The organism is Pseudonocardia xinjiangensis (assembly GCF_050948425.1).
In the GTDB taxonomy this organism is placed as follows: Bacteria; Actinomycetota; Actinomycetes; order Mycobacteriales; family Pseudonocardiaceae; genus Pseudonocardia; species Pseudonocardia xinjiangensis.
In genome coordinates this window covers 1,504,881-1,530,832 of the sequence record NZ_CP192009.1, presented here as the reverse complement: position 1 = coordinate 1,530,832, position 25,952 = coordinate 1,504,881, and the positions used below count along the sequence as shown (strand labels likewise).

The 25,952-nt window shown below is 71.8% G+C and carries 23 protein-coding genes; 11 read left to right on the top strand and 12 right to left on the bottom strand.

The window, feature by feature from the left end; genetic code table 11:
• The 3 genes from ACQPZA_RS07330 to ACQPZA_RS07320 all read left to right on the top strand — a co-directional run bounded on the left by ACQPZA_RS07330 (position 1) and on the right by ACQPZA_RS07320 (position 3,407).
• Positions 1-1,398, top strand: a complete 1,398-nt coding sequence (locus ACQPZA_RS07330) for a family 2B encapsulin nanocompartment shell protein (protein ID WP_433279518.1) — start codon at positions 1-3, stop codon at positions 1,396-1,398.
• Positions 1,395-2,486, top strand: coding sequence for a family 2 encapsulin nanocompartment cargo protein polyprenyl transferase (locus ACQPZA_RS07325; protein ID WP_433279516.1), 1,092 nt, complete (start codon positions 1,395-1,397; stop codon positions 2,484-2,486). The genes ACQPZA_RS07330 and ACQPZA_RS07325 overlap by 4 nt, the downstream gene beginning before the upstream one ends.
• Positions 2,487-2,573: 87 nt before the next feature.
• On the top strand, positions 2,574-3,407 hold the full coding sequence (locus ACQPZA_RS07320; protein WP_433279514.1) for an alpha/beta fold hydrolase: 834 nt from the start codon (positions 2,574-2,576) through the stop codon (positions 3,405-3,407).
• Positions 3,408-3,431: 24 nt separating this feature from the next.
• On the opposite strand, the gene ACQPZA_RS07315 is transcribed toward ACQPZA_RS07320, so the two are convergent.
• The gene (locus tag ACQPZA_RS07315; protein WP_433279512.1) at positions 3,432-4,472 is read right to left on the bottom strand and encodes an amidohydrolase family protein; all 1,041 of its coding nucleotides are present in this window, start codon (positions 4,470-4,472) and stop codon (positions 3,432-3,434) included.
• 163 nt (positions 4,473-4,635) lie between these two features.
• Between ACQPZA_RS07315 and ACQPZA_RS07310 the strand changes: the two genes are divergently transcribed.
• Entirely contained in the window at positions 4,636-5,139 is a 504-nt protein-coding gene (locus tag ACQPZA_RS07310) for a DUF4142 domain-containing protein (protein ID WP_433279511.1), read from the top strand.
• A gap of 38 nt (positions 5,140-5,177) precedes the next feature.
• On the opposite strand, the gene ACQPZA_RS07305 is transcribed toward ACQPZA_RS07310, so the two are convergent.
• Entirely contained in the window at positions 5,178-6,461 is a 1,284-nt protein-coding gene (locus ACQPZA_RS07305; protein WP_433279509.1) for an MFS transporter, read from the bottom strand.
• A 291-nt stretch (positions 6,462-6,752) separates the two neighbouring features.
• Between ACQPZA_RS07305 and ACQPZA_RS07300 the strand changes: the two genes are divergently transcribed.
• Positions 6,753-7,931, top strand: a complete 1,179-nt coding sequence (locus ACQPZA_RS07300) for an acyl-CoA dehydrogenase family protein (protein WP_433279507.1) — start codon at positions 6,753-6,755, stop codon at positions 7,929-7,931.
• A 69-nt stretch (positions 7,932-8,000) separates the two neighbouring features.
• Here the strand turns inward: ACQPZA_RS07300 and ACQPZA_RS07295 are convergent, their stop codons facing one another.
• Entirely contained in the window at positions 8,001-8,903 is a 903-nt protein-coding gene (locus ACQPZA_RS07295; RefSeq protein WP_433279505.1) for an LLM class flavin-dependent oxidoreductase, read from the bottom strand.
• Between the two features lie 511 nt (positions 8,904-9,414).
• Between ACQPZA_RS07295 and ACQPZA_RS07290 the strand changes: the two genes are divergently transcribed.
• Positions 9,415-11,559: a DEAD/DEAH box helicase gene (locus tag ACQPZA_RS07290; RefSeq protein WP_433279503.1), complete on the top strand. Its 2,145-nt coding sequence runs from the start codon at positions 9,415-9,417 to the stop codon at positions 11,557-11,559.
• Here ACQPZA_RS07290 and ACQPZA_RS07285 read toward each other — a convergent pair.
• The 4 genes from ACQPZA_RS07285 to ACQPZA_RS07270 form a co-directional block, all read right to left on the bottom strand.
• Positions 11,556-12,308 (bottom strand): amino acid ABC transporter ATP-binding protein, encoded by a 753-nt coding sequence (locus ACQPZA_RS07285; RefSeq protein ID WP_433279501.1) that lies wholly within the window; start codon positions 12,306-12,308, stop codon positions 11,556-11,558. The two genes, ACQPZA_RS07290 and ACQPZA_RS07285, sit on opposite strands and share 4 nt — an antisense overlap.
• Positions 12,305-12,973 carry an amino acid ABC transporter permease gene (locus ACQPZA_RS07280; RefSeq protein WP_246266260.1) on the bottom strand — a complete coding sequence of 223 codons (669 nt, stop codon included), beginning with the start codon at positions 12,971-12,973 and terminating at the stop codon, positions 12,305-12,307. The genes ACQPZA_RS07285 and ACQPZA_RS07280 overlap by 4 nt, the downstream gene beginning before the upstream one ends.
• The gene (locus tag ACQPZA_RS07275; RefSeq protein ID WP_433279499.1) at positions 12,974-13,729 is read right to left on the bottom strand and encodes an amino acid ABC transporter substrate-binding protein; all 756 of its coding nucleotides are present in this window, start codon (positions 13,727-13,729) and stop codon (positions 12,974-12,976) included.
• Between the two features lie 246 nt (positions 13,730-13,975).
• Positions 13,976-14,188: a hypothetical protein gene (locus tag ACQPZA_RS07270; protein WP_433279497.1), complete on the bottom strand. Its 213-nt coding sequence runs from the start codon at positions 14,186-14,188 to the stop codon at positions 13,976-13,978.
• Positions 14,189-14,407: 219 nt separating this feature from the next.
• Here ACQPZA_RS07270 and ACQPZA_RS07265 point away from each other — a divergent pair, with 219 nt between their 5' ends.
• The gene (locus tag ACQPZA_RS07265; protein ID WP_433279495.1) at positions 14,408-16,354 is read left to right on the top strand and encodes a response regulator; all 1,947 of its coding nucleotides are present in this window, start codon (positions 14,408-14,410) and stop codon (positions 16,352-16,354) included.
• A 29-nt stretch (positions 16,355-16,383) separates the two neighbouring features.
• Here ACQPZA_RS07265 and ACQPZA_RS07260 read toward each other — a convergent pair whose 3' ends face one another.
• Together ACQPZA_RS07260 and ACQPZA_RS07255 are read right to left on the bottom strand one after the other, a co-directional pair.
• Positions 16,384-17,322: a CPBP family intramembrane glutamic endopeptidase gene (locus ACQPZA_RS07260; protein ID WP_433279493.1), complete on the bottom strand. Its 939-nt coding sequence runs from the start codon at positions 17,320-17,322 to the stop codon at positions 16,384-16,386.
• Between the two features lie 98 nt (positions 17,323-17,420).
• Positions 17,421-17,915, bottom strand: coding sequence for an FBP domain-containing protein (locus tag ACQPZA_RS07255; protein WP_169395882.1), 495 nt, complete (start codon positions 17,913-17,915; stop codon positions 17,421-17,423).
• A gap of 67 nt (positions 17,916-17,982) precedes the next feature.
• Between ACQPZA_RS07255 and ACQPZA_RS07250 the strand changes: the two genes are divergently transcribed.
• Positions 17,983-18,549: a TetR/AcrR family transcriptional regulator gene (locus tag ACQPZA_RS07250; RefSeq protein ID WP_433279491.1), complete on the top strand. Its 567-nt coding sequence runs from the start codon at positions 17,983-17,985 to the stop codon at positions 18,547-18,549.
• Between the two features lie 27 nt (positions 18,550-18,576).
• Here ACQPZA_RS07250 and ACQPZA_RS07245 read toward each other — a convergent pair whose 3' ends face one another.
• Positions 18,577-19,437 carry a helix-turn-helix domain-containing protein gene (locus tag ACQPZA_RS07245; protein ID WP_433282705.1) on the bottom strand — a complete coding sequence of 287 codons (861 nt, stop codon included), beginning with the start codon at positions 19,435-19,437 and terminating at the stop codon, positions 18,577-18,579.
• A 127-nt stretch (positions 19,438-19,564) separates the two neighbouring features.
• On the opposite strand from ACQPZA_RS07245, the gene ACQPZA_RS07240 reads away from it, so the two are divergent.
• Positions 19,565-20,566, top strand: coding sequence for an aldo/keto reductase (locus ACQPZA_RS07240; RefSeq protein ID WP_433279489.1), 1,002 nt, complete (start codon positions 19,565-19,567; stop codon positions 20,564-20,566).
• 93 nt (positions 20,567-20,659) lie between these two features.
• On the opposite strand, the gene ACQPZA_RS07235 is transcribed toward ACQPZA_RS07240, so the two are convergent.
• On the bottom strand, positions 20,660-21,427 hold the full coding sequence (locus ACQPZA_RS07235) for an SDR family NAD(P)-dependent oxidoreductase (RefSeq protein ID WP_433279487.1): 768 nt from the start codon (positions 21,425-21,427) through the stop codon (positions 20,660-20,662).
• A gap of 87 nt (positions 21,428-21,514) precedes the next feature.
• Here ACQPZA_RS07235 and ACQPZA_RS07230 point away from each other — a divergent pair, with 87 nt between their 5' ends.
• Positions 21,515-22,291 carry an IclR family transcriptional regulator gene (locus ACQPZA_RS07230; protein WP_433279485.1) on the top strand — a complete coding sequence of 259 codons (777 nt, stop codon included), beginning with the start codon at positions 21,515-21,517 and terminating at the stop codon, positions 22,289-22,291.
• A 198-nt stretch (positions 22,292-22,489) separates the two neighbouring features.
• Positions 22,490-23,878: an MFS transporter gene (locus tag ACQPZA_RS07225; RefSeq protein ID WP_433279483.1), complete on the top strand. Its 1,389-nt coding sequence runs from the start codon at positions 22,490-22,492 to the stop codon at positions 23,876-23,878.
• 26 nt (positions 23,879-23,904) lie between these two features.
• On the opposite strand, the gene ACQPZA_RS07220 is transcribed toward ACQPZA_RS07225, so the two are convergent.
• Positions 23,905-25,929 (bottom strand): PepSY domain-containing protein, encoded by a 2,025-nt coding sequence (locus tag ACQPZA_RS07220; protein WP_433279481.1) that lies wholly within the window; start codon positions 25,927-25,929, stop codon positions 23,905-23,907.
• Positions 25,930-25,952 lie beyond the last annotated feature (23 nt).

Genomic DNA, 25,952 nt, shown 5'->3' with positions numbered 1-25,952 from the left:
ATGACGGTCACCGAGACGCCCGACGTCGCCGACGCGACGAGGGCCACGAGCCTCCACACCGAGGCGGCACGCCGGCTTGCGACCACCACGAAGACCGCCCCTCAGATGCGGGGCATCACCCCGCGCTGGCTCCTGCGGATGCTGCCGTGGCAAGGGGTGAGCGGAGGCTCCTACCGGCTCAACCGCCGCCTGACGAGCGTCGTCGGCGACGGGCGCGTGACGTTCGCGCAGACCGGCTCCGCCGTCACGGTCATCCCCGCCGAGCTGCGGGAGATCGGGGCGCTGCGCGGCGTCGCGGACGACTCCACCCTGGCCGGCCTCGCCGGGCTGTTCACACAGCGGGAGGTGCAGGCCGGGCAGGTCCTCGCCACGGCGGGGCAGCCGGTCGACGAGCTGGTGCTGGTGGCGCACGGCAAGATCAGAAGGCTCGGCGCCGGCCCCTACGGCGACCCGGCCGTGCTCGGGGTGCTCGCCGACGGTGACATCGCCGGTGCGGAGCTGCTCACCGGCCGCGACGCCCTCTGGCCCGCCACGCTCACGGCCGCCACCCGTGGCGTGGTGCTGGTGCTCGGCCGCGCCGCGCTCGACGGGTACCTCGGCGCCGCAGCCGGCCTGCGCGAGCACCTGGAGCGGAACGCAGCAGCGGCGCCCGCAGCGAACAGGTACGGCGAGGCGCCCATCGAGATCGCGGCCGGCCACACGGGCGAGGCGGTGCTCCCGCGGACGTTCGTCGACTACGAGCTGCAGCCGCGCGAGTACGAGCTGAGCGTCGCGCAGGCGATGCTGCGGGTCCACACCCGCGTCGCCGACCTCTACAACAAGCCGCAGAACCAGACCGAGCAGCAGCTGCGGCTCACGATCCACGAGCTGCGCGAACGCGAGGAACTGGAGCTGCTCACCAACCCCGGCTTCGGGCTGCTGCACAACGTGGCGCTGGCCCAGCGGGTGCAGACCCGCAGTGGGCCACCCGGCCCCGACGACATGGACGAGCTGCTGAGCAGGCGGCGCAGCACGGCGTTCTTCCTCGCGCACCCGAAGGCGATCGCCGCGTTCCACCGCGAGTGCAACCGCCGGGGCGTCTACCCGGCCCCGGTGCTGGTCGACGGCCGGCCGCACGCCGGGTGGCGCGGCGTGCCGGTGCTGCCGTCGGACAAGATCCCGATCGCCGCCGACGGCACCAGCTCGATCCTGGCGATGCGGACCGGCGCCGACGACCAGGGCGTCATCGGGCTGCGGCCCGACGAGCTGCCGGACCAGCTGGAGCCGGGCGTCACGGTGCGCTTCACCGGCATCGACGAGCGCGCCGTGCTGACCTACCAGGTCAGCGCCTACCACTCGGTGGCGGTGCTGGTGCCGGACGCGCTGGGTGTCCTCGAGAACGTGCAGCTGGGCCGGTGACCACGGTCGGCTCCGGGGGCGCCGCGACGGAGGACACGGCCGGCCGGTCACCCACCGACACCGGACACCGGCCGGTCGCGGCCGTCCTCGCGGCGTGCCGCGACACCGTCACGCCCGCCCAGCGGGCCGCGATCGACTCGCTGCCCGGTTCGGTCCGGCACGTCGCGGGCTACCACCTGGGCTGGTGGGACGCCGACGGAACGCCCGTGCCCGACGGCGGCGGTAAGGCCGTCCGGCCCGCGCTCGCGCTGCTGTCGGCCGGCGTCGTCGGCGCCGGACAGGTCCAGGACGCCGTGCCGGCCGCGGTCGCCGTCGAGCTGGTGCACGACTTCTCGTTGCTGCACGACGACGTCATGGACCGTGACCCGACCCGCCGCCACCGCCCCACGGCGTGGTCCGTGTTCGGCATCGGTCCGGCGATCCTCGCGGGCGACGCGCTGCTGGCGCTGGCGGCCGACGTGCTCGCCGGTAGCGGGCACCCGGCGGCGGGGCAGGGCGTGCGCATGCTGACCACCACCGTCCAGGAGCTGGTGGAGGGCCAGATGTCCGATCTCGCGTTCGAGCGACGGACCGACGTCGGGCTGGCGGAGTGCCTCGACATGGCCGAGGCCAAGACGGGCTCCCTGCTGGGATGCGCGTGCTCGCTCGGCGCGCTGTTCGGCGGCGGCCGCCCGGACGAGGTCGCCCGCCTGCGGCGCTTCGGGCGCGACATCGGGCTCGCGTTCCAGGTCGTGGACGATCTTCTGGGTATCTGGGGTGATCCGCGGACCACGGGCAAGCCGGCCGGCAGCGACCTGCGCCGCCGCAAGAAGTCGCTGCCGGTGATCGTCGCCCTCACCTCCGGCCGGCCGGCCGGCCGCGAGCTCGCCGCGCTCTACCGCGGCGACGCCGAGCTGTCCGACGCCGACGTGTCGAGGGCGGCCGCGCTCGTCGAGCACGCCGGCGGCCGCGCGTGGTGCCGGACGAAGGCCGACGCGCTCGTGACGGATGCTCTCGACCTGCTCCCGGTCGGCGGGGACGGCCCCGAACCGGCGGCCGTCAGTGACCTGCACGAGCTCGCCCGCCTGCTCGTCCGGCGAGACCGCTGAGGGGGTGCTCGGCAGTGTCGTTCGCCGAGAGGTCGGGTATGTGCTCGGTGAGCAGCGCGTCGGTCGCTGCCGGCGGGAGGACCCACGGTGACCTGGACATTGTCCGAGCAGTTCGAGACAGATGGCGGAATCATCCGGTGGGCACGGCTCGGCGACGGGCGAGACCCGATGGTCCTCGTGCACGGCACGCCTTACTCCTCCTTTCTCTGGCGAGACATCGCACCGGCACTCGCTCTGGAGCACACCGTCTTCGTCTTCGACCACCTCGGCTACGGGCAGTCCGACCAGAAGGAGGGCCAGGACCTCACGCTGGCCGCGCAGTCTCGCCGGTTCGTGGAGCTCCTCGCCCACTGGGAGCTGAGCGGCCCCCGCGTTGTGGCCAACGACATCGGCGGTGCCATCGTCTTGCGCGCCCTGCTCCTCGACGGGGCCACGTACAGCGACCTCACCATCTTCGACGCGGTCAGCGGCGGGGCGTGGGAGCGGGGTCTGTTCGCGCTCATCCGCACCCACCCCGAGGTCTTCGATGAGCTCCCCGGCTACGCGCACGAGTCCCTCGTCACCAGCCACCTCAACAACGCCACCCACCTCGGGTTCCGTCCCGACGTGCTCAAGGCCCACCTCGCCCCCTGGCTCGGACCAGAAGGACAAGCGGCCTACTACCGGCAGTACCGCCAGCTCTCCGAGTCCGACACGAAACCCTATGAGGCCAAGCTCGCCGAGATCGCCGTGCCGGTGAAGCTGCTCTGGGGACGCGAGGACCGCATCCTGCCCCCGGAGTACGGCACCTGGTTGCAGGAACGGATCCCCCACGCCGAGTTGCACTGGATCGACGATGCGGGCCACCTCCTGCAGGAGGACGCGCCCGCACAGCTGCTCTCGCACCTGCTCGCCGGCGTCACCTCCGGACACGGCGACTGAGGCAAGTGTCCGGATTCCCGTTCGTCAGGGCTGGATGTCGAACAGCTGCCGCGCGTTGCCGGCGGTGAACTTCTGCCGGTCCTCATCGCTCGCGAACTCGCCCAGGAACTGCGACAGGTCCGCCGCGGTCGGGTGCTGGAACGGGTAGTCGGTCGAGAACAGGAGCCGATCGATCGTGGTGACCTCGAGCGCGTGATGCAGGAGCGCGGGACTGAGCATGCCCGAGCACGTGAGGTGGATGTTCGATCGGATGGTGTCCGACACCGGTCGCTGCAGCCCCGCGATGCGAGCCAGGCTGTTCGTCCGGTCGGACCAGAAGGGCAGGAGCTCGCCCCAGTGTCCGAGCACGATCTGCAGGTCGGGGTGGCGGTCGAACGTGCCGCGGACGATCAGGCGCAGCGCCGCGACCGCCGCCTCGAAGTGCCACCCCCACCCGAACGTCGCGAGGCCGAGCTCGGTCATCTCGTCGAATCCGGAGTACGCGGCCTCGCGGACCGCGCGCGGTGGGATCTGGGGGTGGATGAAGATCGGCAGGCGGAGCGCCGCGGCGGCTGCGAACAGGTCGTCGTAACGGGGGTCGTCGAGCGCCGTCGCACCCGTACGGCCGTAGACCATGGCACCGACGAGCCCGAGCCCGGCCGCCCGCTCGAGCTCTCCGACGACGGCACCCGGGTCGGCCATCGGCAGCGTGGCCATGGCGCGCAGGCGCGACGGGTGGCGGCGGACCGCCTCTGCCGCGAGGTCGTTCGCTCTCCGGCTGAGTGCGACCGCGTCGGCAGGACGCAGGGGGCCGGTCGCCGGTGGAGCGAGGGAGATGACCTGGACGTCGATGCCCTGCTCGTCCATTGCTGCGATCCGGGCGTCGCCGATGTCCTCGAGCCGGGCGCGGGCGTCGCCCATCCCGTTGAGCGCCAGGCTGTCGTCCCGCTGCTCCTCCGGGAGGCCGTCGAGCGCCGCCGTCAGCTCCGGCGTGGTCCAGTGCTCCTCGATCGCGATAACGGTGATGGCCGACCCCTTGCTCGCTGAACATCCGTCCAGCACAACACTAGCGCGCAAATCGTCCACACCCCGTCATTGTCCCCACTCGTCCACTCGCAGTGCCGGCACGTGGTCGTCGAAATTCGACACAACGGACGAGGCTCACCAATGGCCGCCCCGCGTCCGGAACAATCACGAACAACCACTCCGGCAAGATCACGGTCCGCGTTTCGCGGACTAGAATCTCGACATGATCACCACCGTTATTGCCGCCGGGCTGGCTGTCGCATCTGCCCTGGGTATCGCCGGTTCGCCGAATGATGTCTCCCCTGCCGATCGCGGCTTCATCGCGATGGTCGGCCAGGGTGGCCTGTTCGAGGTGATGGCCGGCCAGGCGGCCGCCGACCAGGGAGGCAGTCAGGACATCCGGGACCAGGGCGTGACCGAGGCCCATGATCATCTACTTGTCGGTGACAAGCTCACATCCATCGCCGCGGACGCCGGGATCCGGACCGGCGACAGACTGAACACGCAGTTCCAGAAGGAGCTGACCGGGCTCAAGTCCTTGTCCGGGCCGGCCTTCGATGCCGCTTACCTGAGCGACATGAAGGCGATCCACGCCAAGGACGGAGCAGCCTTCGCCAAGGAGGCCGAGTCCAGTTCGAACCCGAAGCTGAAGGCTTTCGCCGCTGAGACCCACCGCATCGTCGAGCGGCACATCGGCGAGCTGAATGCGGTTGGCCCCGAGAAGTAGGTTGCCTCTCCGGGATTCCCTTTCTCCGCAGCCGCCTCCTACGTCTCGGACTCGACCGGGACGGAGGGGGCGGCCGCCCCGGTGCCCCCGGCCGCGGCGGTCGGCATGCGCAACTGCCGGGCGTTCCGGCTGGCCAGCAGGGTGAGGCCGACCGCCAGCATCGGCACGGCGGCCATCGCAAAACCCCACCGGACGTCGATCGCGACCACCACTCCCATCAGCGCCAGCGACAGCGGCTCGAGCACCACCCGCGGCGCGTTGAGGATGCTGTTCACCCGGCCGAGCAGCTCGCCCGGCGTCCGGGTCTGGACGAACGTGGGCAGCGCGACGTCGGTGGAGTAGGCGACACCGATGCCGAGCACCACCAGCAGGGCGGCGGCGGCCCACGGGTTCGGCAGGAAGCCCAGTCCGGCGAAAGCGGCCCCCTCGCACAGGGTCACGCCGATGATCAGAATGCCCCAGCGGGCAGGGAGCCCGGTGATGCCGGCCCCCACCGTGCCGAGGAGCTGCCCGAGGCCCCAGGCGGACAGCAGCAGGCCGAGCGCCAGCGCACCCTGCGGGAAGGTACCGGCCAGCGCCGGCAGGCCTACCGCGAACAGCCCGCTGTAGCTCAGCGTCGCCGCGCTGATCAGCAGCAACACGACCCGGATCTCCCAGCTCCGCCCGGCGTACCGGAACCCGGAGACGATCTCGTCGCGGATCGCCGTCACCGACGTCGCGGCTTCGGCCGGGTCGCGCGGGGCACGCGGTGCGGCCCGCAGCGTCGCCGCCGCCACGAAGAAGGTGACGGCGTTGAGCAGGAACACCAGCGCCGGGCCCGCCCCGGCGACCGCGAGGCCACCCAGCACCGGACCGGCCAGCCGGGCCACCTGCTCGGCCAGGCCGACCAGCGCGTTGGCCCGCGGCAGGTCGCGCGCGGCCACCAGTGACGGCAGGATGCTGCCGCTGGCCGGCCAGAAGAACGCCTCGGCCGCGCCCATCACGGCGGCCAGCAGCAACAGGTGCCAGACCGCCACGTCGCCGATGGCGGCGACGAGGCCCAGCGCTCCCACCGCGGCCCCGCGGGTCAGGTGCGACACCAGCATCACCGTGCGCGGCGAGAACCGGTCGGTGATGGCGCCGCCGAGCAGCATCAGCACAGCCCGCGGGACGGCCTGCGCCAGCATCGCCCCGGCCAGGGCCACGGGCGAACCGGTCACCTGCAGCACCAGCCAGATGAAGGCGACGTCGAAGGCGCAGTCGCCGAGCATCGACAGGCCCTCGCCGCCCCAGACCCACCGGAAAGCGCGGGAGCGCAGCGGGGCGACGATCCGCTCGCGCATCAGCAGTCCCCCACCCGGGCCCCGGCGACCGTGCTCACGCCGCACCCACACGGCTCGGGCGCGGTGTCCGCCGGACCATCCGCACCTGTGATCGGATCAATTCGGAGAGCGAGCGTCCCAGGCGCACACCCGACCGGCAACCGACATTGCAGGGACCGACATCGCAGGATCGTGCCGGCAAGGTGCACGGACTCGTATGAACCGGGGCAGCTCACGCATGGTCCCGTGCCCCCGGCTGCTGTTTGGTCGAGATCGTGATCGCTCACGACCTGTTCTTTCTGAAGGAGAATCGTGTCGACTGACCTGCATGCCACCCAGGCCGCGGACACCGCTGATCCGTGGGAGCTGGCCCGGAGGGCTCGCGCGGTCCTCGCCGCGAACGCGGCGGCCACGGAGGAACGCGGCCGACCCACGACGGAGAGCCTCGCCGCGGCGCGCGGGGTGGGCGCGTTCGCCGTGACCACCCCGGCCCGGTTCGGCGGGCTCGATGCCGACAACCGCACGATGGTGCGGGTGTTCGGGGAGCTGGGCGCCGGGTGCCCGTCGACGTCGTGGCTCGCGGCCGTGTCGGCGACCGCCAAGTCGATGTTCACCGACTGGATGACCGCGGACGCCCAGAAGGCCTTCTACACCGATCCGCACGTGTCGATCAGCGGCACCGCCAAACCCGCCGGGCATGCCCGGACGGTCCCCGGCGGAACCCGTATCACCGGACGCTGGCCCTACGCCTCGGGCTGCCTGGACTCCCCCTGGACGATGGTGGGAGCAGCCGTGCTCGACGACGAGCCGGCCGGCCGGCCGCACCTGGTGCTGCTGCCCACCGACGAACTGACGATCGAACGCACCTGGGACGGGGTCACCGGCTTGCGGGGCACGGGCAGCCACACCCTCGTGGCCGACGACATATTCGTGCCGGACGCCTTCGTGATGACCCCACCCCGAGGTCCGGACGGCACACCGCTCCCGCCTCCTGAGGCGCGCCGGACGCAGGTCGCGCTGCACACCGTCTCCCCCCTGCTCGGCGCGGCGATGGGGGCGCTCGGTGTGGTCGAGCCCGTCATGACGGCCGACCGTCCGGTGTTCGGCACCGCCTACCGGCGCCGGACCGAGTCGCCGTCGGCACGCCGGATCTTCGCCGACGCCGCCCACCTCGTCCGCACCGCGGAACAACGCACGCTCGGTGTGGCCGACGTGCTGGACACCGCCGAGCGGGGCCGTCCCGTCTCGCGCGTCGAATTCGCCCACGCGCGGATGCAGCTGATGGCCGCGGTGCAGGACTGCCGGCTGGCGGTGGAGAAGCTCCTCGACCTGAACGGCTCCAGCGCTTTCGCCCCGGGGTACCCGCTGGGCCGGTTCTGGCGCGATCTCGCGGTCGGCACCCGGCACGCCGCGGTCAGCCCCTGGGTGGCCGCCGACGACTACAGCCGTGTCCTCACCGACGACCGCGAGGACCCGGCCACCGGACACTGACGGCTCGCAGCACACTGGGGATGTCGATCGACAGCATCCAGGATGTGTTTGTCATCCGGCGCTCCGGGTTCAGGCCAGTGCCGGGATGATCTCCTCGGCGATCAGGTCCAGGTGTTCGGGCTGGTCGTACAGCGGGGTGAACAGGATGAGCTCGGCACCGGCCTCGATCACCTGACGCACCGCGCGCACGCAGTCCTCCGGAGTACCGGCGATCGCGGCCGCTTCGACGGCGGGCGACAGGCCGCCGTAGACCGCCGTCAGCTCGGCGTTGACCCGCTCCCGCGCCCGGCCGGCGTCGGCGTCGATGGCGATGTAGACGCGCTTGGCGATCTCGAAGTCCGGCCGTTCGGTCTGCGACCGGACGGACCGCACCTGGTCGGCGAACGTCACCGTCGGGACCGAGCCCGCGCCGAAGAACCCGGTGCCCAGCTCGACGGCCCGCCGCAGCGCCGTGGGCCCGCTGCCGCCGAACCACAGCGGCGGGTGCGGTTTCTGGAACGGCCGGGGCGAGATGGTCGCGCCGGAGAGCTGCCAGAACTCGCCGTCGTGCTCGACGCCCTCCTCCGTCCAGAGCTTCTTGATCAGCTGGACGCCCTCGGTGAACCGGGCCAGGTACCGGTCGGGCCGCATGCCGAACGCCGCGTACGGCCGGTTCTTCCCACCCGAGCCGACCCCGACGTCCAGCCGTCCCCGGGACAGCTGGTCCAGGCTGCTCGTGCTCTTCGCCAGCTGCGCCGGAATGTGTTGCGTGGACACGAACACGGTGCAGCCCAGCCGGAGCGTGTCGGTGCACGCGGCGGCGAAGGTCATCACCTCCATCGGGCTGAGCAGCGGACGCGTGCCGAACACGGCCTCCTGCGTCCACGCGCTGTGAAACCCGGCCTCCTCCGCACGCACCAGGTACTCCCGGAAGGCACCCGGGTCGAACGAGCCATCCGAGTAGAATTGCGGAATCGCGATCGCATATCTCACAACGCCATCCTATCGATTCTGATCGCATTCCTCTTTGGGCGAGGATCGTCGCGGTCGGCACTCCCGGCACCACGGCCGGGCGGTGTCCCGGTGGGCATCGAACGTCGCCACGCACCGGACCACGTCGGAGGTGTCCGGTGACCGTCATCGCGCGGCCGGCCATCGACAACGCGTGGTTCGAGGGCGGCCCGGCCGTGCTGGTAGCGCCCGCCACCTCCCACCGGCCGCCAGGCGCTACCATGGAACGGAGAACCGACCCTGGCGCACGCCGCTCGTCCGGCGACCGCCGGCCCTGTGCGTGGGTGATGCCGCAGCCGTCGACTGGTGGATGATCAGTGGCCACGCCTTCCCGTACGCGGGCGGCATCGATCTCCCACAGATCCGTGGGCCCGGGTCGCGTCTCGGAGGAGCCGCTTCGGCTCTCTCCCCGCGACGCCCATCGCCCGGCCGCAGTCCTGTGGCCGGCACGGCTGCCACGGCGACCGTGCCGGGCACCCCGAAGGAGGAGTTAGTGGCTCGACGAGGCCGGCCCCAGACGAGGGCTCGCCGTAGCGCCCCGCGCGACCGCCGTCGTGGCAGTGGCCCCGACGACGTCAACTCGGTGCTCGCGCGAGCCGTCCGGGAGGTCGAAGCCGCCCTCCGCAGCGGCCGGGTCACGCCCGCGACGCGCACGAAGTTCCAGGCCGTCGCGCTGCTGCTGCGCGATGAGCGCGCCCGGGTCCGGGCGGAGAACGGCAGCGACACGCACCGGGCCGAGCAGCTCAAGCGCCTCGACGGCATCGCGACGATCCTCGCGAGGAGCGCCGTCCGTGACTCCGCGCTCCTCGCGCTTCTCGCCGAGGACGCCGTCGTCTCCGACGAGGCCCGGTCGCTCAAGGTGGAGATGCTGCGGACCGCGGGCATGGAGCCCGCCGCCGACGACCTACCGCCGGCGGAGCCGCCGCCCGCCGCCATCGAGCCCCGCGTGATGCCGCGGTCGGTCATCTCGCGGCAACTGGCCAACCCCTTTCTCGCCCCTGACGCCTCCGCGGCCCGGCCGAGCGCCCCCCGCCGGACGCGGCTGGCCACGTGGGAGCTGATCGGCCCGCTGCTCAGCTCGTTCGAGCGCGCAGGCAGCGGCGCCCCGGCCTGCATGGACCTCCCCGCACCGATCTCCCGGTACACGCCGCGCGGCCTGGAGCTGATGCCCCACCAGGCTTCGGTGGTGGCCGCGGCCGCGGCGGGCCACCGGACCTTCCTGCTCGCCGACGAGCCCGGTCTGGGCAAGACCGCACAGGCACTGCTCGCCGCGGAGGCCGCCAACGCCTACCCGCTGCTCGTCGTCGTGCCGAACGTCGTCAAGACGAACTGGGCGCGCGAGGCCGGGATGTGGACACCGCACCGCTCGGCCACCGTGATTCACGGCGACGGCGACTCGATCGACGGGTTCGCCGACATCCTCGTCGTCAACTACGAGGTGCTCGACCGCCACGTGGGATGGCTCGGCGACTTCGGCCTGCGCGGCATGGTCGTCGACGAGGCGCACTTCATCAAGAACAAGTCCTCGCAGCGCTCGCGGCACGTACTGGCGCTCTCCGAGCGCATCCGGTCCTTCACCGCGCGCCCGCTGCTGATGGCCCTCACCGGCACCCCGCTGATCAACGACATCGAGGACTTCCGGGCGATCTGGCAGTTCCTCGGCTGGATCGACGAGACGAAGCCGCTCGCCGAGCTGATGAACGCGCTCGACGAGACCGGCCTGACCCCCGCCGACCCCGGTTTCTACGCCGCGACGCGCCAATGCGTGGTCGACCTCGGCATCGTCCGGCGTCGCAAGGTCGACGTGGCCGCCGACATCCCCGCCCGTCGCATCGCCGACCTCCCCGTCGAGCTGGACGGGCCGGTCGGCCGGTCGATCCGAGCGGCCGAACGCGACCTCGCCCTCCGGATGGTGTCGCGGTACGAGGAGGCACTGGCCGGCCGCCGGTCCGGTGCCGTGGTCGAGGGCATCGACCACGCCCTCGTGCGCCAGGTGGCCAAGTGGGAGCAGAAGGACGCGACCACCTCGACGACCGGCGAGAACGTCTTCAGCATGATGCGGCGCATCGGCCGGGCGAAGGCCGGTCTCGCCGCGGACTACGCGGCCCAGCTCGCGCGCAGCGCGGGCAAGGTGGTCTTCTTCGCCAAGCACGTCGACGTGATGGACGTCGCCGAGGAGACGTTCGCCAAGCAGGGGGTCCGCTTCTCGTCGATCCGAGGCGACCAGACCCCCGCGGTGCGGCAACGGAACATCGACGCCTTCGTCAATGACCCCGACGTGGCCGTCGCGGTCTGTTCGCTGACCGCAGCCGGCGTGGGCCTCAACCTCCAGGTCGCCTCCAACCTCGTGCTCGCCGAGCTCTCCTGGACCGCCGCGGAGCAGACCCAGGCCATCGACCGCAGCCACCGCATCGGCCAGGCGCAGCCCGTCACCGCGTGGCGCATCATCGCCGCGCAGACGATCGACGCCCGGATCGCCGAGTTGATCGACAGCAAGGCCGGCCTCGCCGCCCAGGCGCTCGACGGCTCGGAGGAGGAGGTCGGGTCGTCGGCCGACGTGCAGCACGAGGCGCTCGTCGCGTTGCTGACCGACGCGCTGTCGGAGGTCTCCGACGCACCCCAGGAGCTCACCGGCTAGATCGGGTCCAGGATTCGCTGCAGGAACTGCCGGGTGCGCGCGTGGGACGGCTCGCCCAGCACCTGCGCCGGTGGCCCCGACTCCAGCACCACCCCGCCGTCGATGAACAGCACCTGGTCGGCCACCTGCTGGGCGAACCGGATCTCGTGGGTGACGATCACCATCGTCCAGCCGTCCGCGGCCAGGTCCTTGATCACCCGGAGCACGTCGCCGACGAGCTCCGGGTCGAGCGCCGAGGTCGGCTCATCGAAGAGCATCAGCGTGGGCCGGAGGGCGAGTGCCCGGGCGATCCCGACCCGTTGCTGCTGGCCGCCCGAGAGCTGGTACGGGTACTGGTCGGCCTTCTCCCCCAGCCCGACCTGTTCCAGCAACACCATCGCGTCCTCGATCGCGTCGGCCTTGGGCCGCTTCTGCACGATCACCGGGCCCTCGATGACGTTCTGCAGCACCGTCCGGTGCGGGAACAGGTTGTGCGACTGGAAGACCATGCCGCTCTGGGCGCGGAACCGGGCGAGCGTCGCGCGGTCGACGGGCTGGGCGAAGTCGACCGAGACGGATCCGATGTCGATCACGCCGGCGTCGGCCCGGTCCAGGGCGTTGAGCGTCCGCAGCATCGTGGTCTTGCCCGAGCCCGACGACCCGATCACCGCGGTGACCGTGCCCGCCGGCACGTCGAACGAGATGTCGCGCAGGACCTGCAGGTCGCCGAACGACTTGCGCAGACCCCGCACGGTCAGCAGGTCGGTCATCGCGCCACGTACCTCTCCAGTCGCGCTTCCACCCGGTTCTGCACGGACGACAGGGCCAGGCAGATGATCCAGTAGTAGACGGCGGCGACCCCGTAGAGCGCGAAGAAGTCGAACGTCGGCGCCGCCGCCAGCTGGGCGACCCGCAGCAGCTCGGTGACCAGGATGGTCGAGGCCAGCGAGGTGTCCTTGACCAGCGAGATCAGCGTGTTGGACAGCGGCGGCACCGCGGTGCGCGCCGCCTGCGGGAGGATCACCCGCTGCAGCGTCGTCGCGTAACCCATGCCGATGGTCTGCGCCGCCTCCCACTGGCCCTTCGGGATGCTGAGGATCGCCGCCCGGATCACCTCGGCCGCATAACCCCCGACGTTGAGGCTGAACGCGATCACCGCCGACGGGAACGGGTCGATCACCAGTCCGAGCTGCGGCAGCGCGTAGAACACGATGAACAGCTGGACCAGCAGCGGTGTGCCGCGGATGACGGAGATGTAGGCGCGGGCCAGCGCCGACAGCGGCACGACCTTCGAGATCCGGGCCAGCGCGACGAACAGCGCGAGCACCAGTCCGAGCGCGAAGCTGATCGCCGTCAGCGGGAGCGTCTGGGTGACGGTGGCGACCAGCATCGGCCACAGGTTGCGCCCGATCAGCGCCCAGGTCGAGGCATCCAACTACTGCCCACTCACGTCGGAACCGAAGTACTTCTCCGAGATCCGCGCGAGCGTGCCGTCCGCGCGCAGCTCGTCCAGGGCGCGGTTGACCTCGGGGACCAGACCGCTGTCCTTGCGCGCCGCGAACGCCTGCTCGCTGGTGTCGCCGGTACTCCCGGCGACCTTCACGCCGGTGTCGCCGGTGGTCTTCTGGTACTCGCCCACCGCGAGGGTGTCGTTCACCGTGGCGTCGACCCGGCCGTCCTTGAGCAGCCGGACGGCCTGCACGAAGCCCTCGACGGCCTCCACGTTCGCCCCGGCCCCGCGGGCGACGTCGGCCCAGTTGCTGGTCGCGGACTGCGCGGTCGTCCTGCCTCGCAGGTCGGCGAGGCTGCTGATGCCGGTGTTGTCGGCGCGGGTGACGATCACGCCCTCGGACACCGTGTAGGGCTCGGAGAGGTCGTACTTGGCCCTGCGCTCGTCGGTGATCGTCACCTGGTTGGCGACCAGGTCGAAGCGCTTCGACTCCAGCCCGGCGAAGATCGCGTCCCACGGGGTCTGCACGAACTCGACGGTGCGCCCGAGCTTCGCCCCGACGGCCTGGGCGACCTCGACGTCGTACCCGGTGAGCTTGCCGTCGGGGCCCTGGAAGCTGAACGGGCTGTACGTGCCCTCGGTCCCGACCCGCAGTGTGGTGGCGTCGGAGCCGCCGCTGCAGCCGACGATCATGACGGCGGACAGCAGCGCGACGGCTGCGGCGAGCAACGTGCGGCGCACGGGATTCTCCTTCGGATGGGGCACGAGTGGCGCCCGGGATACCGCGGACAACGGCAGCGAGCAGCCCGGCCAAGGCGGCGAACGGCATTTTTCCACGTCGCCGCCGACCGACCGCAGCAGTGCCTGCGTTGATCCCGTCGCCCGCTCGTCGTCCGGGAGGTTCAGGGGACCTCGGCGACGATCTTGCCGGGCTGAGCAGCCCGACGGTCCGGCGTGACGAGGGTTTCGCAGTCCATCAGATCGCGGTCACCTTCGGCGGTAGTGGTCGCGCACCAGCAGCGCGCCGAGAGCGAGGGCGATCACGCCGAACGTCGCCCCGACGGCGACCGGCAGCGACGAGAGCGACGAGATGCCGTTGGCCGCGACGGCGACGACCAGGAGCACCCACAGGAGAGGGCGCGGGAGGCCGCGAGCCGGGGCCTCGCCGTGCGTACCAGGGGTGGCGGGATCGCTGGTCATGGGAGGTACCTCTCGTCGTGGGGGACGGTGTCCCCGTTGCTGTCCGATGTGGTCCAGCCTGTCCGCCGCGCCCCCGGGACACATCGGTCCGAGGTACCCAGTTCCCCGTCGCCAACTTTCGATGGAGGCGGGCGGGTGGCCGGTAGCGTTCACGCGCCGTACCGGATGATCACGGACGGCGCCACCCGGCGACGACGAGCAGCACCGCGGAGGCCGACCGTGTCCCGACCCGCGCAGGCACCACGCCCGCGTGCCCCGCTCCGGCCGGTGCCCGCCACGGTGTGCGGGCTGGTCTCGATCTGCCTGCTGTTCGCGCTGCCGGTCGCCACGGCAGCCGAGCCGGACGCCGGTCTGCTGCCCGGCCTCGGCAGTGTCGGCTGGTGGACGGTGGTCGTCGTGCTGATGCTGCAGGCCCTGGCGGTGGCGTGGGTCGGCCGGTTCCCGACGACGGTCCTACCGGGCCTGGCCGCCGTGCCGCTGGTGCTGGTCTGGGCGGTCCCGGGTGGGGCGTTCAGCCTGACCGCCGTCGCCGAGCTGGCCGGGGTGTTCCTCGCCGTCGTCGCCCGCCCGCTCCGCCGCCTGTGGGTCGCGCTGGCGGTCACCGCGCTGCTGCTGGCGACCGCGCAGTTCCTCAACGAGGTCCGCAGCGGCACACCGGACATCGGCACGACGGTCGCCGCCGCGTTGTTGCAGGGGCTCGTCGTCGTCGGGCTGCCGCTGCTGTTCGGGCTGGTGGTCGCCGCTCAGCGCGACGCACGCGAAGCCCGTCGCCACGAGGTGCAGGCGCTGCGGCGGGAGCAGGACGCGCTGCTGCAGGCCGCGGTGTCGCGCGAGCGCATGGCGATGTCGCGGGAGCTGCACGACATCGCCGCCCACCACATGTCCGGTATCGCGCTGATGGCCGCGGCGATGGACCGGCAGATCGACTCCGACCCCGCCACGGCGAAACAGTCGGCGCGCCAGGTCCGCGAGCAGAGCAGGGCCGTCCTGGACGACCTGCGGCGGCTGGTCGGCCTGCTGCGCGAGGACGCCGACGCCACCCGGCCCGTGGAGAGCCTCGACGCCGTGGTCGCGCTCGTCGAGGCCCGCCGGGCGACGGGATCCGAGATCGACCTGGTCGTGCCCGACCGGGGCACCGAGTCCGGTGCGGGTGTGGGCCCGCTCGCTCAGCTCGTCGCCTACCGGATGGTGCAGGAGTCGCTGGCCAACGCCGCGGCGCACGCGCCGGGTGCCCGGTGCACGGTCGAGATCGAGCGACCCGCAGGACCGCCGGCTCACGATCACCGTGCGCAACGGCGCTCCCGCCGGACCCGACCCGGGGCCCGGCGGTGGGTTCGGGCTGGTCGGGATGGCCGAGCGGGCACAGCTGGTGGGCGCCGACCTCACCTACGGCGCCACCCCGGACGGCGGCTGGGAGGTACGCCTGACGCTCCCGGTCGACGACATGATCAGTACGATGCGCGCGCCCGCGCCGCTCCCGGAGGACCCCGCATGATTCGCGTGCTCATCGCCGACGATCAGCACCTGGTGCGCGCCGGCCTGTCCGCGTTGCTGGGCGCCGAGGCCGACATCGAGGTGGTCGGCGTGGCCCGGGACGGGACCGAGGCGCTGACGCTGGCCCGTGACCTGGTGCCCGACGTCGCCTGCCTCGACATCCGGATGCCCGGCCGCAACGGGATCGAGGTGGCCCGCGAGCTGTGCGCCCCCGAGGCCGATCCGCAGGTGCCGGTCCTCGTTCTGACGACGTTCGACCTCGACGACTACGTCTTCGGAGCGCTGGAGGCCGGCGCGTCGGGGTTCCTGCTCAAGGACGCGCCGCCGGAGGCGATCGTCCACGCCGTCCGCCAGGTCGCCGCCGGTCAGGGCACCATCGACCAGACGCTCACCCGGCGCATCCTGCAGGAGTTCGTCCATCGCCGTCGCCTGCAGCCGGTGGCCGGCCGGTCCGTCGAGGCCCTGCTCACCCCCCGGGAGCACGAGATCCTGCTGCTGCTCGCCCAGGGCATGTCGAACGACGAGATCGCCCGCACCCTCGTCGTCGAGGTGTCGACGGTGAAGTCGCACCTGGCGCGGATGCTGCCCAAGCTCGGTGTGCAGTCCCGGCTGCAGGCGGTCGTCTGGGCCTACCAGAACCACGTCGTCGCCGTCCCCGGGCCGAGCGCCTGAGTCCGGCGCCCGACCCGGGGACGGCCGCCTCAGTCGGCATCGGGCGCCCGGTACCCGAGGCGCCCACGGGTCCCGACCAGTACCAGCACGGCGGCCACGGCCGCACCGCTCGCCATGGCCTGCTGGGCCCGGTCGATGTCGATGGTCGGGAAGACGTCCGACCACACGATCGAGGCGAAGTTGTTCACGCTGACGTGCAGCAGCATCGCCAGCGGCAGGCTCTCGCCGGTGCGGTTGAACACCCAGGTCATGACGATGTTGAAGGCGACGCAGAACGCGGCGAAGACCACCGGGCGGGTCCAGTCCGCGTCCGGCCAGCCGCCCCACTCGGTGAGGAACAGCGGCAGGTGCCAGACCGCCCAGAGCGGCCCCAGGATCATGGTGCCGGCCAGCGGTCCGAAGCGGCGCTGCATGCGGGGCAGCGCGAAGTCGCGCCAGCCCGGCTCCTCGGCGAGTCCGGTCGTGACCATCTGGATGATCAGGCCGGGGACGTAGGCGGCGACCACCATCACCGACGGCGCGGTGATCTGCCCGCCGGAGAAGGCGTAGCCGGAGGCCAGCATGAACGCGGGGACCCCGAGCAGGGTGATCGCGTACCAGTGCCACCGGACCCGCCAGCGCCACATCCGGCCGAGCCAGCGCCGCAACCCGGGCCGCCCGTCGGCGACGGCGGTGACGAACAGCGCCGAGGCGATCGGGCCGAGGTAGGCGCCGGGCAGCACCCCCAGGAGCTGGCTGGCGCCCAGGGCGTCGGGGTAGCGGTAGCTCCAGATCCCGAGCCCGTTCTGCGACAGGATGTAGGGCAACCAGGCCAGCCAGCTCATCAGGTTGGCGAGCACGAAGAAGCTGAGCAACGGGTGCCGGCGCACCGGCCCGAGCACTCCCCCGTCCCGCGCGGGCGCTCGTGGCGGCGCGCCGGGCAGCGTCCCGCGGTCGGTCTCCGGTGTGCTCCTGTCCGAGATCGTCATGTACCGAAGTCTGTGATCCGGCCGGGTCCGTCACGAGATGCGAAGGATCGAAGATCCCCGATGCCATCGAAAGGTGCAGGAGCGTCGGTGCGGGGTGCCTAGCGGGTGATCGTGGTGAGGAAGGCGTCGAGGTTCGCCAGGGTGCGGGCGATCTTCTCCTCCCGGGACAGGCTCTCGCGGAGCACTCCCTCCGCTGACTGCTTCCGTCCCCGGATGTAGAGGGAACAGGCCAGGTCGGAGCACAGGTACTGCCCGACCGAGTTGCCCCCGCGTCCGGCCGCTCCGGTCCGGCGGGCGCTCATCAGCACCACCCCGCCGCCGGTGCGCGTGGTCAGGCACAGCGAGCAGATGCTGCGCGCCGTGAAGCCACGCGCTCCGGCCGCTGCGGCACGCAGGGCGACGCCGACCAGGCGGCCGTCGTGGTCGGCGACGAGGTAGGCGCGCTCGGGAGCGCCCGGATCGCGCCAGCCCAGGAAGTCCAGGTCCGGCCAGGGCAGCTCGTCGAGACCGGCGGGGAGCTTCAGCCGCTGGGCCTCTCCCTTGGAGCAGTTGACGAAGGACGAGCGGATGTCGCGTTCACTGAGCGGCTTCATGACTGCCTAAAGACGATGGTAGTTTGCCTAAATACTTTAGGCAGCGTACACCGTGTGGAAGGAAGCGATGGCACGCGTCGGGCTCACCACCGAACGTCTGGTCCGGGCCGGGGCCGACCTCGCCGACGAGGCCGGCTTCGACCAGGTCACCGCCTCGGCGCTCGCCCGGCGGTTCGACGTCAAGGTCGCGAGCCTCTACTCACACGTGAAGAGCTCGCACGACCTCAAGACCCGGATCGCCCTGCTCGCACTGGAGGAGCTCGCGGAACTGCTCGCCGGCGCCCTGGCGGGCCGGGCCGGGAAGGACGCACTGACGGCCTACGCGAACGTCTACCGCGACTACGCCCGGGAGCACCCCGGCCGCTACGCCGCCGGACAGCTGCGGCTCGACCCGGAGACGGCGGGCGCCAGCGCGGGCGGCAGGCACGCCGACATGGCACGGGCGATTCTGCGCGGCTACGACCTCGCGGAACCGGATCACACCGCCGCGGTCCGGCTGCTCGGCAGCGTCGTGCACGGCTACGTCAGCCTGGAGATGGGCGGAGGGTTCAGTCACAGCGCCCCCGACACCCAGGAGACCTGGTCCCGCATCCTCGACGCCCTCGACGCCCTCCTGCGGAACTGGCCCGCGTGACACCCGGTCGCGCCGCCGCCGGCCGCATCACCGCGCAGGCGCGCCAGCAGCGCCGGTCGGGAACTCCTCGGTCCCCAGGACGCACAGCAGCTCCAGCCGCTCGCGGGCCTCGGCGTCCGCCGGCGTGAGCACCAACAGCTGCTGGCCCTGGTCGGGCGTGACCAGGGTCTCGCAGTCCATCAGCAGCGGGCCCACCCGCGGGTGCAGGAAGGTCTTGCGGTCGGCGCGCCGGACGGCCACCTCGTGCTCGGCCCAGAGCCTGCGGAAGTCGGCGCTGGCGGCCAGCAACCGGTCGACGAGCCCGGCGGCCTCCGCGTCGCCGGACCGGCGGCCCGCGGCCGCGCGGAGGTCGGCCACGAGCGAACGAGCGTGGTGCTCCTGTTCCTCGGGCGGCCCGACCGCGCGGGGGGCGCGATCGGTGAACCAGCGGTACACGACATAGCGCCGGTCACCGGAGAAGCCGGTGAGGTCGCCCATCAGCAGGACCGCTGCCCGGTTCTGGGCGAGGACCTCACCCAGGTCGGACAGCACCAGTGCCGGGGTGTCGCCGAGCAGGTCGAGCATGCGCAGCAGGCCGGCGCGGGCCAGGCGGGCCAGCCCGTCGGCGGGCGGGGGCCGGTGGCCGGCCAGGTGGAACAGGTGGGCGCGCTCGTCGTCGGAGAGGCGCAACGCCCGGGCCAGCGCGCCGAGCAGCTGGGTCGAGGGCTGACTGCTGCGGCCCTGCTCGAGGCGTACGACGTAGTCGACCGACATGCCGGCGAGCATGGCCACCTCCTCCCGGCGCAGGCCGGGGGCGCGGCGGCGGGAACCGTCGGGGATACCGACCTCGGCCGGGCGGATCGCCTCGCGGCGGCGGCGCAGGAAGTCGGCGAGCTGCTCACGCTCCATCACCTCATGCTCCTCGTGGCCGCCGAGCTGATCCAGGGAGCGGCTCTCCCACGATGAACGCTCCGCTCCCGTGCGTCCCGCCGCGGGCACAGGGTGGGTGTCGACATCGACGACGAAGGAGCACGGGATGCAGACACGAACCCTGGGCCGCACCGGACCTGCCGTTTCCGCGCTGGGTCTCGGGGCGATGGGCATGTCGGGCGCTTACGGCGCGGCCGACCGCACGGAGAGCATCGCCACCGTCCACGCCGCGCTGGAGGCGGGCGTCACGCTGATCGACACCGGCGACTTCTACGCCATGGGCCACAACGAGCTGCTGCTCGCCGAGGCGCTGCACGGCCGGGATCGGGACAGCTACGCGCTGAGCGTCAAGTTCGGCATGCTGCGGGGGCCGGGCCACGAGTTCGGCGGGACGGACGCCCGTCCCGAGGCGGTGAAGAACTTCCTGGCCTACTCGCTGACCCGGCTGGGCACCGACCACATCGACATCTACCGTCCGGCCCGGCTGGACCCGAAGGTGCCGATCGAGGAGACGGTGGGCGCGATCGCGGAGATGATCGACGCCGGGCACGTGCGGCACGTCGGCCTCTCGGAGGTCGACGCCGCGACCATCCGCCGCGCGCACGCCGTGCACCCGATCGCCGATCTGCAGATCGAGTACTCGCTCCTGTCCCGCGCGGTGGAGGCGGACATCCTGCCCACGCTGCGAGAGCTGGGCATCGGCCTGACGGCGTACGGGGTGCTGAGCCGCGGCCTCATCTCAGGACACTGGAGCACCGACCGCGCCGCCCCCGGTGACATCCGCGGCTCCAGCCCCCGGTTCTCGAGCGGGAACGTGGAGCACAACCTCGCGCTGGTGGAGGCGTTGCGCCGCGTTGCCGAGGCGAAGGGCTGCACGGTCGCCCAGCTGGCCATCGCCTGGGTGGCCGCGCAGGGCTCCGACGTCGGCGACATCGTGGCGCTGGTCGGCGCCCGCACCCGCGAGCGGCTGGCCGAGGCACTGCCCGCGGTGGAGCTGGACCTGACCGCGGACGACCTCGCCGAGATCGAGAAGGCGGTGCCGGCGGGCGCGGCGCGCGGCGACCGCTACCCGCCCGCGTTCATGTCGACCCTCGGGGCAGGCAACTGAGGCCCCCGGCCCGCACCGCCCCCGTTGCAGCAAAGCCACTTTCACGCAACGAGGTGGCATGAAAGTGGCTTTGCTGCAATCGCGGGCGGGGGTCTACGCCACGCCGCCGTCCACCAGCAGGATCTGGCCGGTCATGTACGAGGACGCATCCGACGCCAGGTAGAGCACGCCCGACGCGATCTCGTCCGGCGTCGCCTGCCGCCCCAGCGGCACGATCCGCTTGACCACCTCGTCCTGGGCCTCGCGCCCACCCATGAAGTCGACGGCCGGGTCGTTGAAGGGGGTGTCCACCCAGCCGGGGCAGATGGTGTTCACCCGGATCCCGACCGGGGCGAGCTCCGTGGCCAGAGCCCGGCCGAAAGCGACGATCGCGCCCTTGGAAGCCGAGTACGCGGTGAGCCCCGGACCGCCCTTCACCGCGGCCAGCGAGGCCGTGAAGACGATCACGCCACCACCCGCCGCCTTCATGTGGGGCACCACGTGCTTGGCGCCCAGGAAGCAGTGCCGCGGGTTGACCCGGAACAGCGCGTCCCAGTCCTCGGCGCTGAACTCCGTGACCGGTCCGGAACGCTGCATTCCCGCGTTGAAGAAGGCCACGTCGACCCCGCCGAGACGCTCCGCGCTCGTCTCGATCAACCGGGCCACCGAATCCTCGTCGGTGACGTCGGTGTGCACGAAGGAAGCCTCACCGCCCTTGTCGGTGATGGCGCGGACCGTCTCTTCGGCCCCCTCGGCGTTGAGATCACCGATCACCAGACGCGCACCGTGCGTGGCGATCAACAACGCGGTCGCCCGGCCGATGTTGGTGGCGCCACCCGTGAGAACCACGCGTTTTCCGACGAGTTGCCGCAAGTCGTCCATTTCACCCGCTTTCACTTACTTCGGTATGCTAAAAGTGCCTCAAGCAGCTTAACCACAACCGTTACCGGCCCGAGTAGCCTGGACGGGGTGCCACCGTCAACCGAGGCGGGCCTGTCGTCCGTTGAGCGCGCCCTCCGGATGCTCGAAGCCGTCGCGGAAGGGCCGCCCCTGGGGGCCACCGAGCTCGCCGCCCGGCTCACCACCTCGAAGGCCACCGCGTTCCGCCTGGCGCGCACCCTCCAGGCGAACGGCTATCTGGAACAGCTGGAGGACTCGCGCTACCGGCTCGGCTCGCGCTGCCTGATCCCCGGCGCGCGGGCGTCCAGCGAGATCGACCTGCGCCATGAGCTGCGCGGGGCCGTGGAGGAACTGCACGCCAGAACCCAGGAGACGGTCCTGCTGACGGTTCTGGCCGGCCGGTTCGCGGTCTGCCTGGACTCGATCCCGTCGACCCATCCGGTCGTCACCGTCGCGCAGATCGGCACGGTCTGGCCGCCGCACGCGGTCGCCGGCGGGCTGGCCATCCTGGCTGCGGACGACAACCTGCGCGACGAGTACCTGGCCGGCCCCCTGACCAGCCACTCCCCTGACACGATCACCGATCCGTCAGCGCTGCGGAAGGTCCTCGTCGAGGCACGCGAAGCCGGCTACGCGGTGAACCACAGCTACCTCCGCCCGGGGGTGTGCGCGGTCGGCGCGGCGGTGCGCAAGCCGTCCGGCGAAGCGGTGGCCGCACTGTCGGTGATGCTCCCCGAGTTGCGCCTACGCGCCACCGGGGTGGAGACACTCAGCCGGGTCGTGCGCGCCGTGGCCGATCGGGCGAGCCACCGGCTCGGCAGGAGACCCACCACCCAAGCCGGCTGAGACACGCAGAAATCCGGCAATTCCGAGTACGCAGCGTGCCGGGCAGTTCACGCCTTTCCCGAGGACGTTTCGCCATGCGGTACGGGATTGCGAGCCGCGGAACGCCGCGCTTATTTTGAAGTCCACGTCGCAGCGACGCTCCGACCCCGGCTCGACGCCGGGGGGTTGTCCGCGGCATGTCACATAGGGGTTGCATGCATGGCACTTGACGAGATCGCGCCTTCACGCCGGCGCGCAAAAATCGGTTTCAAATACTCCTGGCTCGTGCTCGTCGCGTTGTGGCTCGTTTACGCCATGAACGGCATCATGCGCAACTTGGTGTTCTTGGTCCAACCATCCATCGTTCAAGAGTTTCGGGTCACCCCCGGCGAGCTCGGGCTGTTCACCGGATTCCTCACCCTTGCCCAGTCCGTCCTGGTCCTGCCCCTGTCGGTCTGGTCCGACAAGGGTGGGCACGGCTGGGCGCGGAAGTTCCGCGAACTGCCGGTGGCTCTCGGCTACCTGGTGTTCTCCCTGCTCACCGGGATCGGCATCCTGACCCACAGCTTCGCCGGCCTGTTCACCCTGCAGGCGATCAAGAACGCGTTCAGCGGGACCGGCGAGTCGCTCGAGGTCACCGCAGTTGCGGAGTGGTGGCCGGTGGAACGGCGAGGCTTCGCCCAAGGCCTGCACCACACGGCGTTCCCGTGGGGATCGCTGATCGGCGGCTGGGCGGTGGCTGCCATCCTGGCCGGCTTCGGCAGCCAGAACTGGCGGCTGGTGTTCCTGTTCGTGCCGCTGATCACGATCCCGATCCTGATCTTCTACTGGTGGGCGTCGAGCCGCGGCCGGTTCGACGCCTTCGTCGCGGACACCCGCGCCCGCGGGCTCACCGTCCCGGTCACCGGCGGCGCGGCCGACCAGGACGGGGCCGGGTCCGCGCCCGGAGCGGTCCGCCGGGCGCTGCGCAACCCGAACGTGCTGGTCAGCGCGATAGCGTCCGGCCTGGGACTGGCGATCTACACCGGGATCAACTTCTGGATTCCGCTGTATCTCGCGTTCGTCGCGCACTACGACTTCGCCCAGGTCGCGGCCTACAGCGTGATCTTCACCATCACCGGTGGTATCGGCCAGGTCCTCTGGGGGACGGTCTCCGACCGCCTCGGCCGCAAGTACACGCTGATCATCTGCTTCCTGTGGCTGACCGTGGCAGTGCTCCTGCTGCAGCAGACCGGCATCAGCCTCGGCTGGCTCATCGGCGTGCAGCTGTTCCTGGGTATGGCCACCAACGCCATCTACCCGGTGCTGTACTCGCTGTCCTCGGACTCCAGCGAGAAGGGCGCGGTCGCCATCGGCAACGGGCTGCAGATGGTCGGTCAGGGTATCGGCGGCCTGTCCCCCATCCTGCTGGGCGTGCTGATCGCTTTCGGCGGGGGTTTCTCCAGCGTCCGAGGCTTCGACTACGGCCTGTACTTCCTCGCCGCCCTCCAGTTGCTGGCCGCGATCCTCATGGCGCTGTTCACCCGGGAGACGATCGGCATCTTCAAGCACCGCGACCGCGCCCTGGTCTCGCGCGAGTCGTGCAACATCCCCTCGACCGCCGGCTGATACCGGCCTCCGCGGACAGCACGGCATCAGCTCCCGGCGCGCTCGCCGGTCACCCCCTCCACGACGCTGACCAGGAGGGAGGTGACCGGCTTCGCCACCTCGGTCAGGGTGCCAACGAGGTCGTCGACGATCTCGACGGTGTTCTGCCCGGTCCGTGCGGCTGGCGCGACCGCCTGCCCGGTGCCGCCGACACGGCGGGAGCTGGTCCCACTGGCGAGGTCTCCGGAGTCGGCGCTTCGGAAGTCGCCGCCGGACGGGTTGCCGTCCGCGGGGGTCCCGCTGCCCGGGCCGCCACCGGCGTCCTGGTCGTCGGCGTCGTCAGCGCCGGAGCGATCCGCCGGGGTTCCGCCGGCGTCGGTACCGCTGGGTGGGGTGGCGGCGCTGGCGCCGGGCGCGGCATCGGGGATTCCGTCCGGCGCCTCGGGCCCCGTGTCGGGGAAGGCCACGGCCTCCCATGACGTGGGCGGAGGAGTGCCGGCGTCCAGCGCGCCGTTCGGGGCGGCCTGGTTCCGCGAGGGGGGCTGCTCGAGCACGGCACCCGGCGACCGCTCGGCCTCGGGTGACGGGCCGAGCGTGCCCGGCTCCGGGTGCGGGCCGGAGGCGTCGTCCTCGCTGACGAACGAGGACGTGTCCATCAGCACCGCTACGCCGAGCACGGAGCCCGCGGCGAGGAGCGCGCCGGCGCCGAGGGTTCTGCGGACCCGTTCCTGTCGTTGCCGGACGGCGTTGATCAGGAGGTCCACGACGAGGAACGCCACCAGACCGACCCCGAACGCCGGCATCAGCCACCCGAGCCCGGCGGCGACCACCACCACCGCCCCACCCATCGGCGACGCGAGCTGGCGCAGGGCGGGCGGCGGTCCCGATGGCAACTGCCTCCAGTACGGGCTGCGCTTCCACCACATTCGGTAGCCCACGAGGATCAGCACGATGGTGGCGATCACGAGCAGCGCCAGCAGGATCTGGTTGGCCGGCCCGAAGAGGGTGCCGGTGTGCAGGTCGACGCCGATGACGCGCAGCTGCGCCAGCAACGGGTAGTCGTCCCAGCCGATCCGCTCGACGACCTCGGCGGTGTACGGGTCGACCGCGATGCCGTCCTTCTGGATGGGCAGTCCCGGCGACGTCTCGACCACGGTGAACGGCCGGTCCGGCGCAGGTGGTGACGTCACGTCGACCTCACCGCTGAGCCCGTCGGCGCGAGCCACCTCCAGCACCCGATCGACGCTGATCGGAGTGGCGTTCACCGGGATGCCGACCGGGGCCACGGTGAGCGTGGGCGCCTGCGCGTCGAGCAGCCCCCGGCCGGCGAACCGGCTCATCATCAGGCCGGTGACGCTCATGATGAGCAGGCCCAGCGTCAACCAGATCCCGAGTGGCCCGTGCACGGAGCGCAGCCGCGTCTGCTCGCCCTTGCCCCGCGCGACCGGCACCAGCAGCTCACGCGCACTGCGTGGGCGACGCCCCTGCTTGCCGATCCACAGCAGCAGCCCGGAGCCGACGATCACGGGCAGCCAGCTCGCGGCCGTCTCCGAGTACCACCGCCCCACCTCGCCGAGGTGCAGGTTGCTGTGCAGCTCACGCAGCCAGACGTTCGCCGGCAGCCGGCCGTCGAGGGTGGTCAGCTCGCCGTTGATGAAGTTCGTGTACGGGTCGACGTAGACCGTGCGCGCCTCGCCGGGCCCCGCGAGGCTCGGCACCGACAGGTTCACCCGCGTGGTCCGGTCGGGCTCGGGCGGCGGCACCACCGACCGGAGCTCGCCCTCCGGGTGGGCGGCCAGCGCCGCGGCGACCTGCTCGGCCACCGGGCGCGGAGCGGCGCCGACCTCGTCGACGTAGAGCTGCCGCCCGTACAGATCGTCGTGGATCTGCGGGCTGAACACGTAGACGAGGCCGGTCAGGCACAGCATCAGCACGAACGGCGCGACCAGGATCCCAGCGAGGAAGTGCACCCGGCGGGCGAGCGGGCGCAACAGTGCGCCCGCCGAGGGTCGTGTCCTGGCCGGGCCCCGGGTCAGCTCGCCGGAGAGCCGGCTGGCATGGGCGGCGGACACCTCGGACTCCTTGCCGTGCCGGG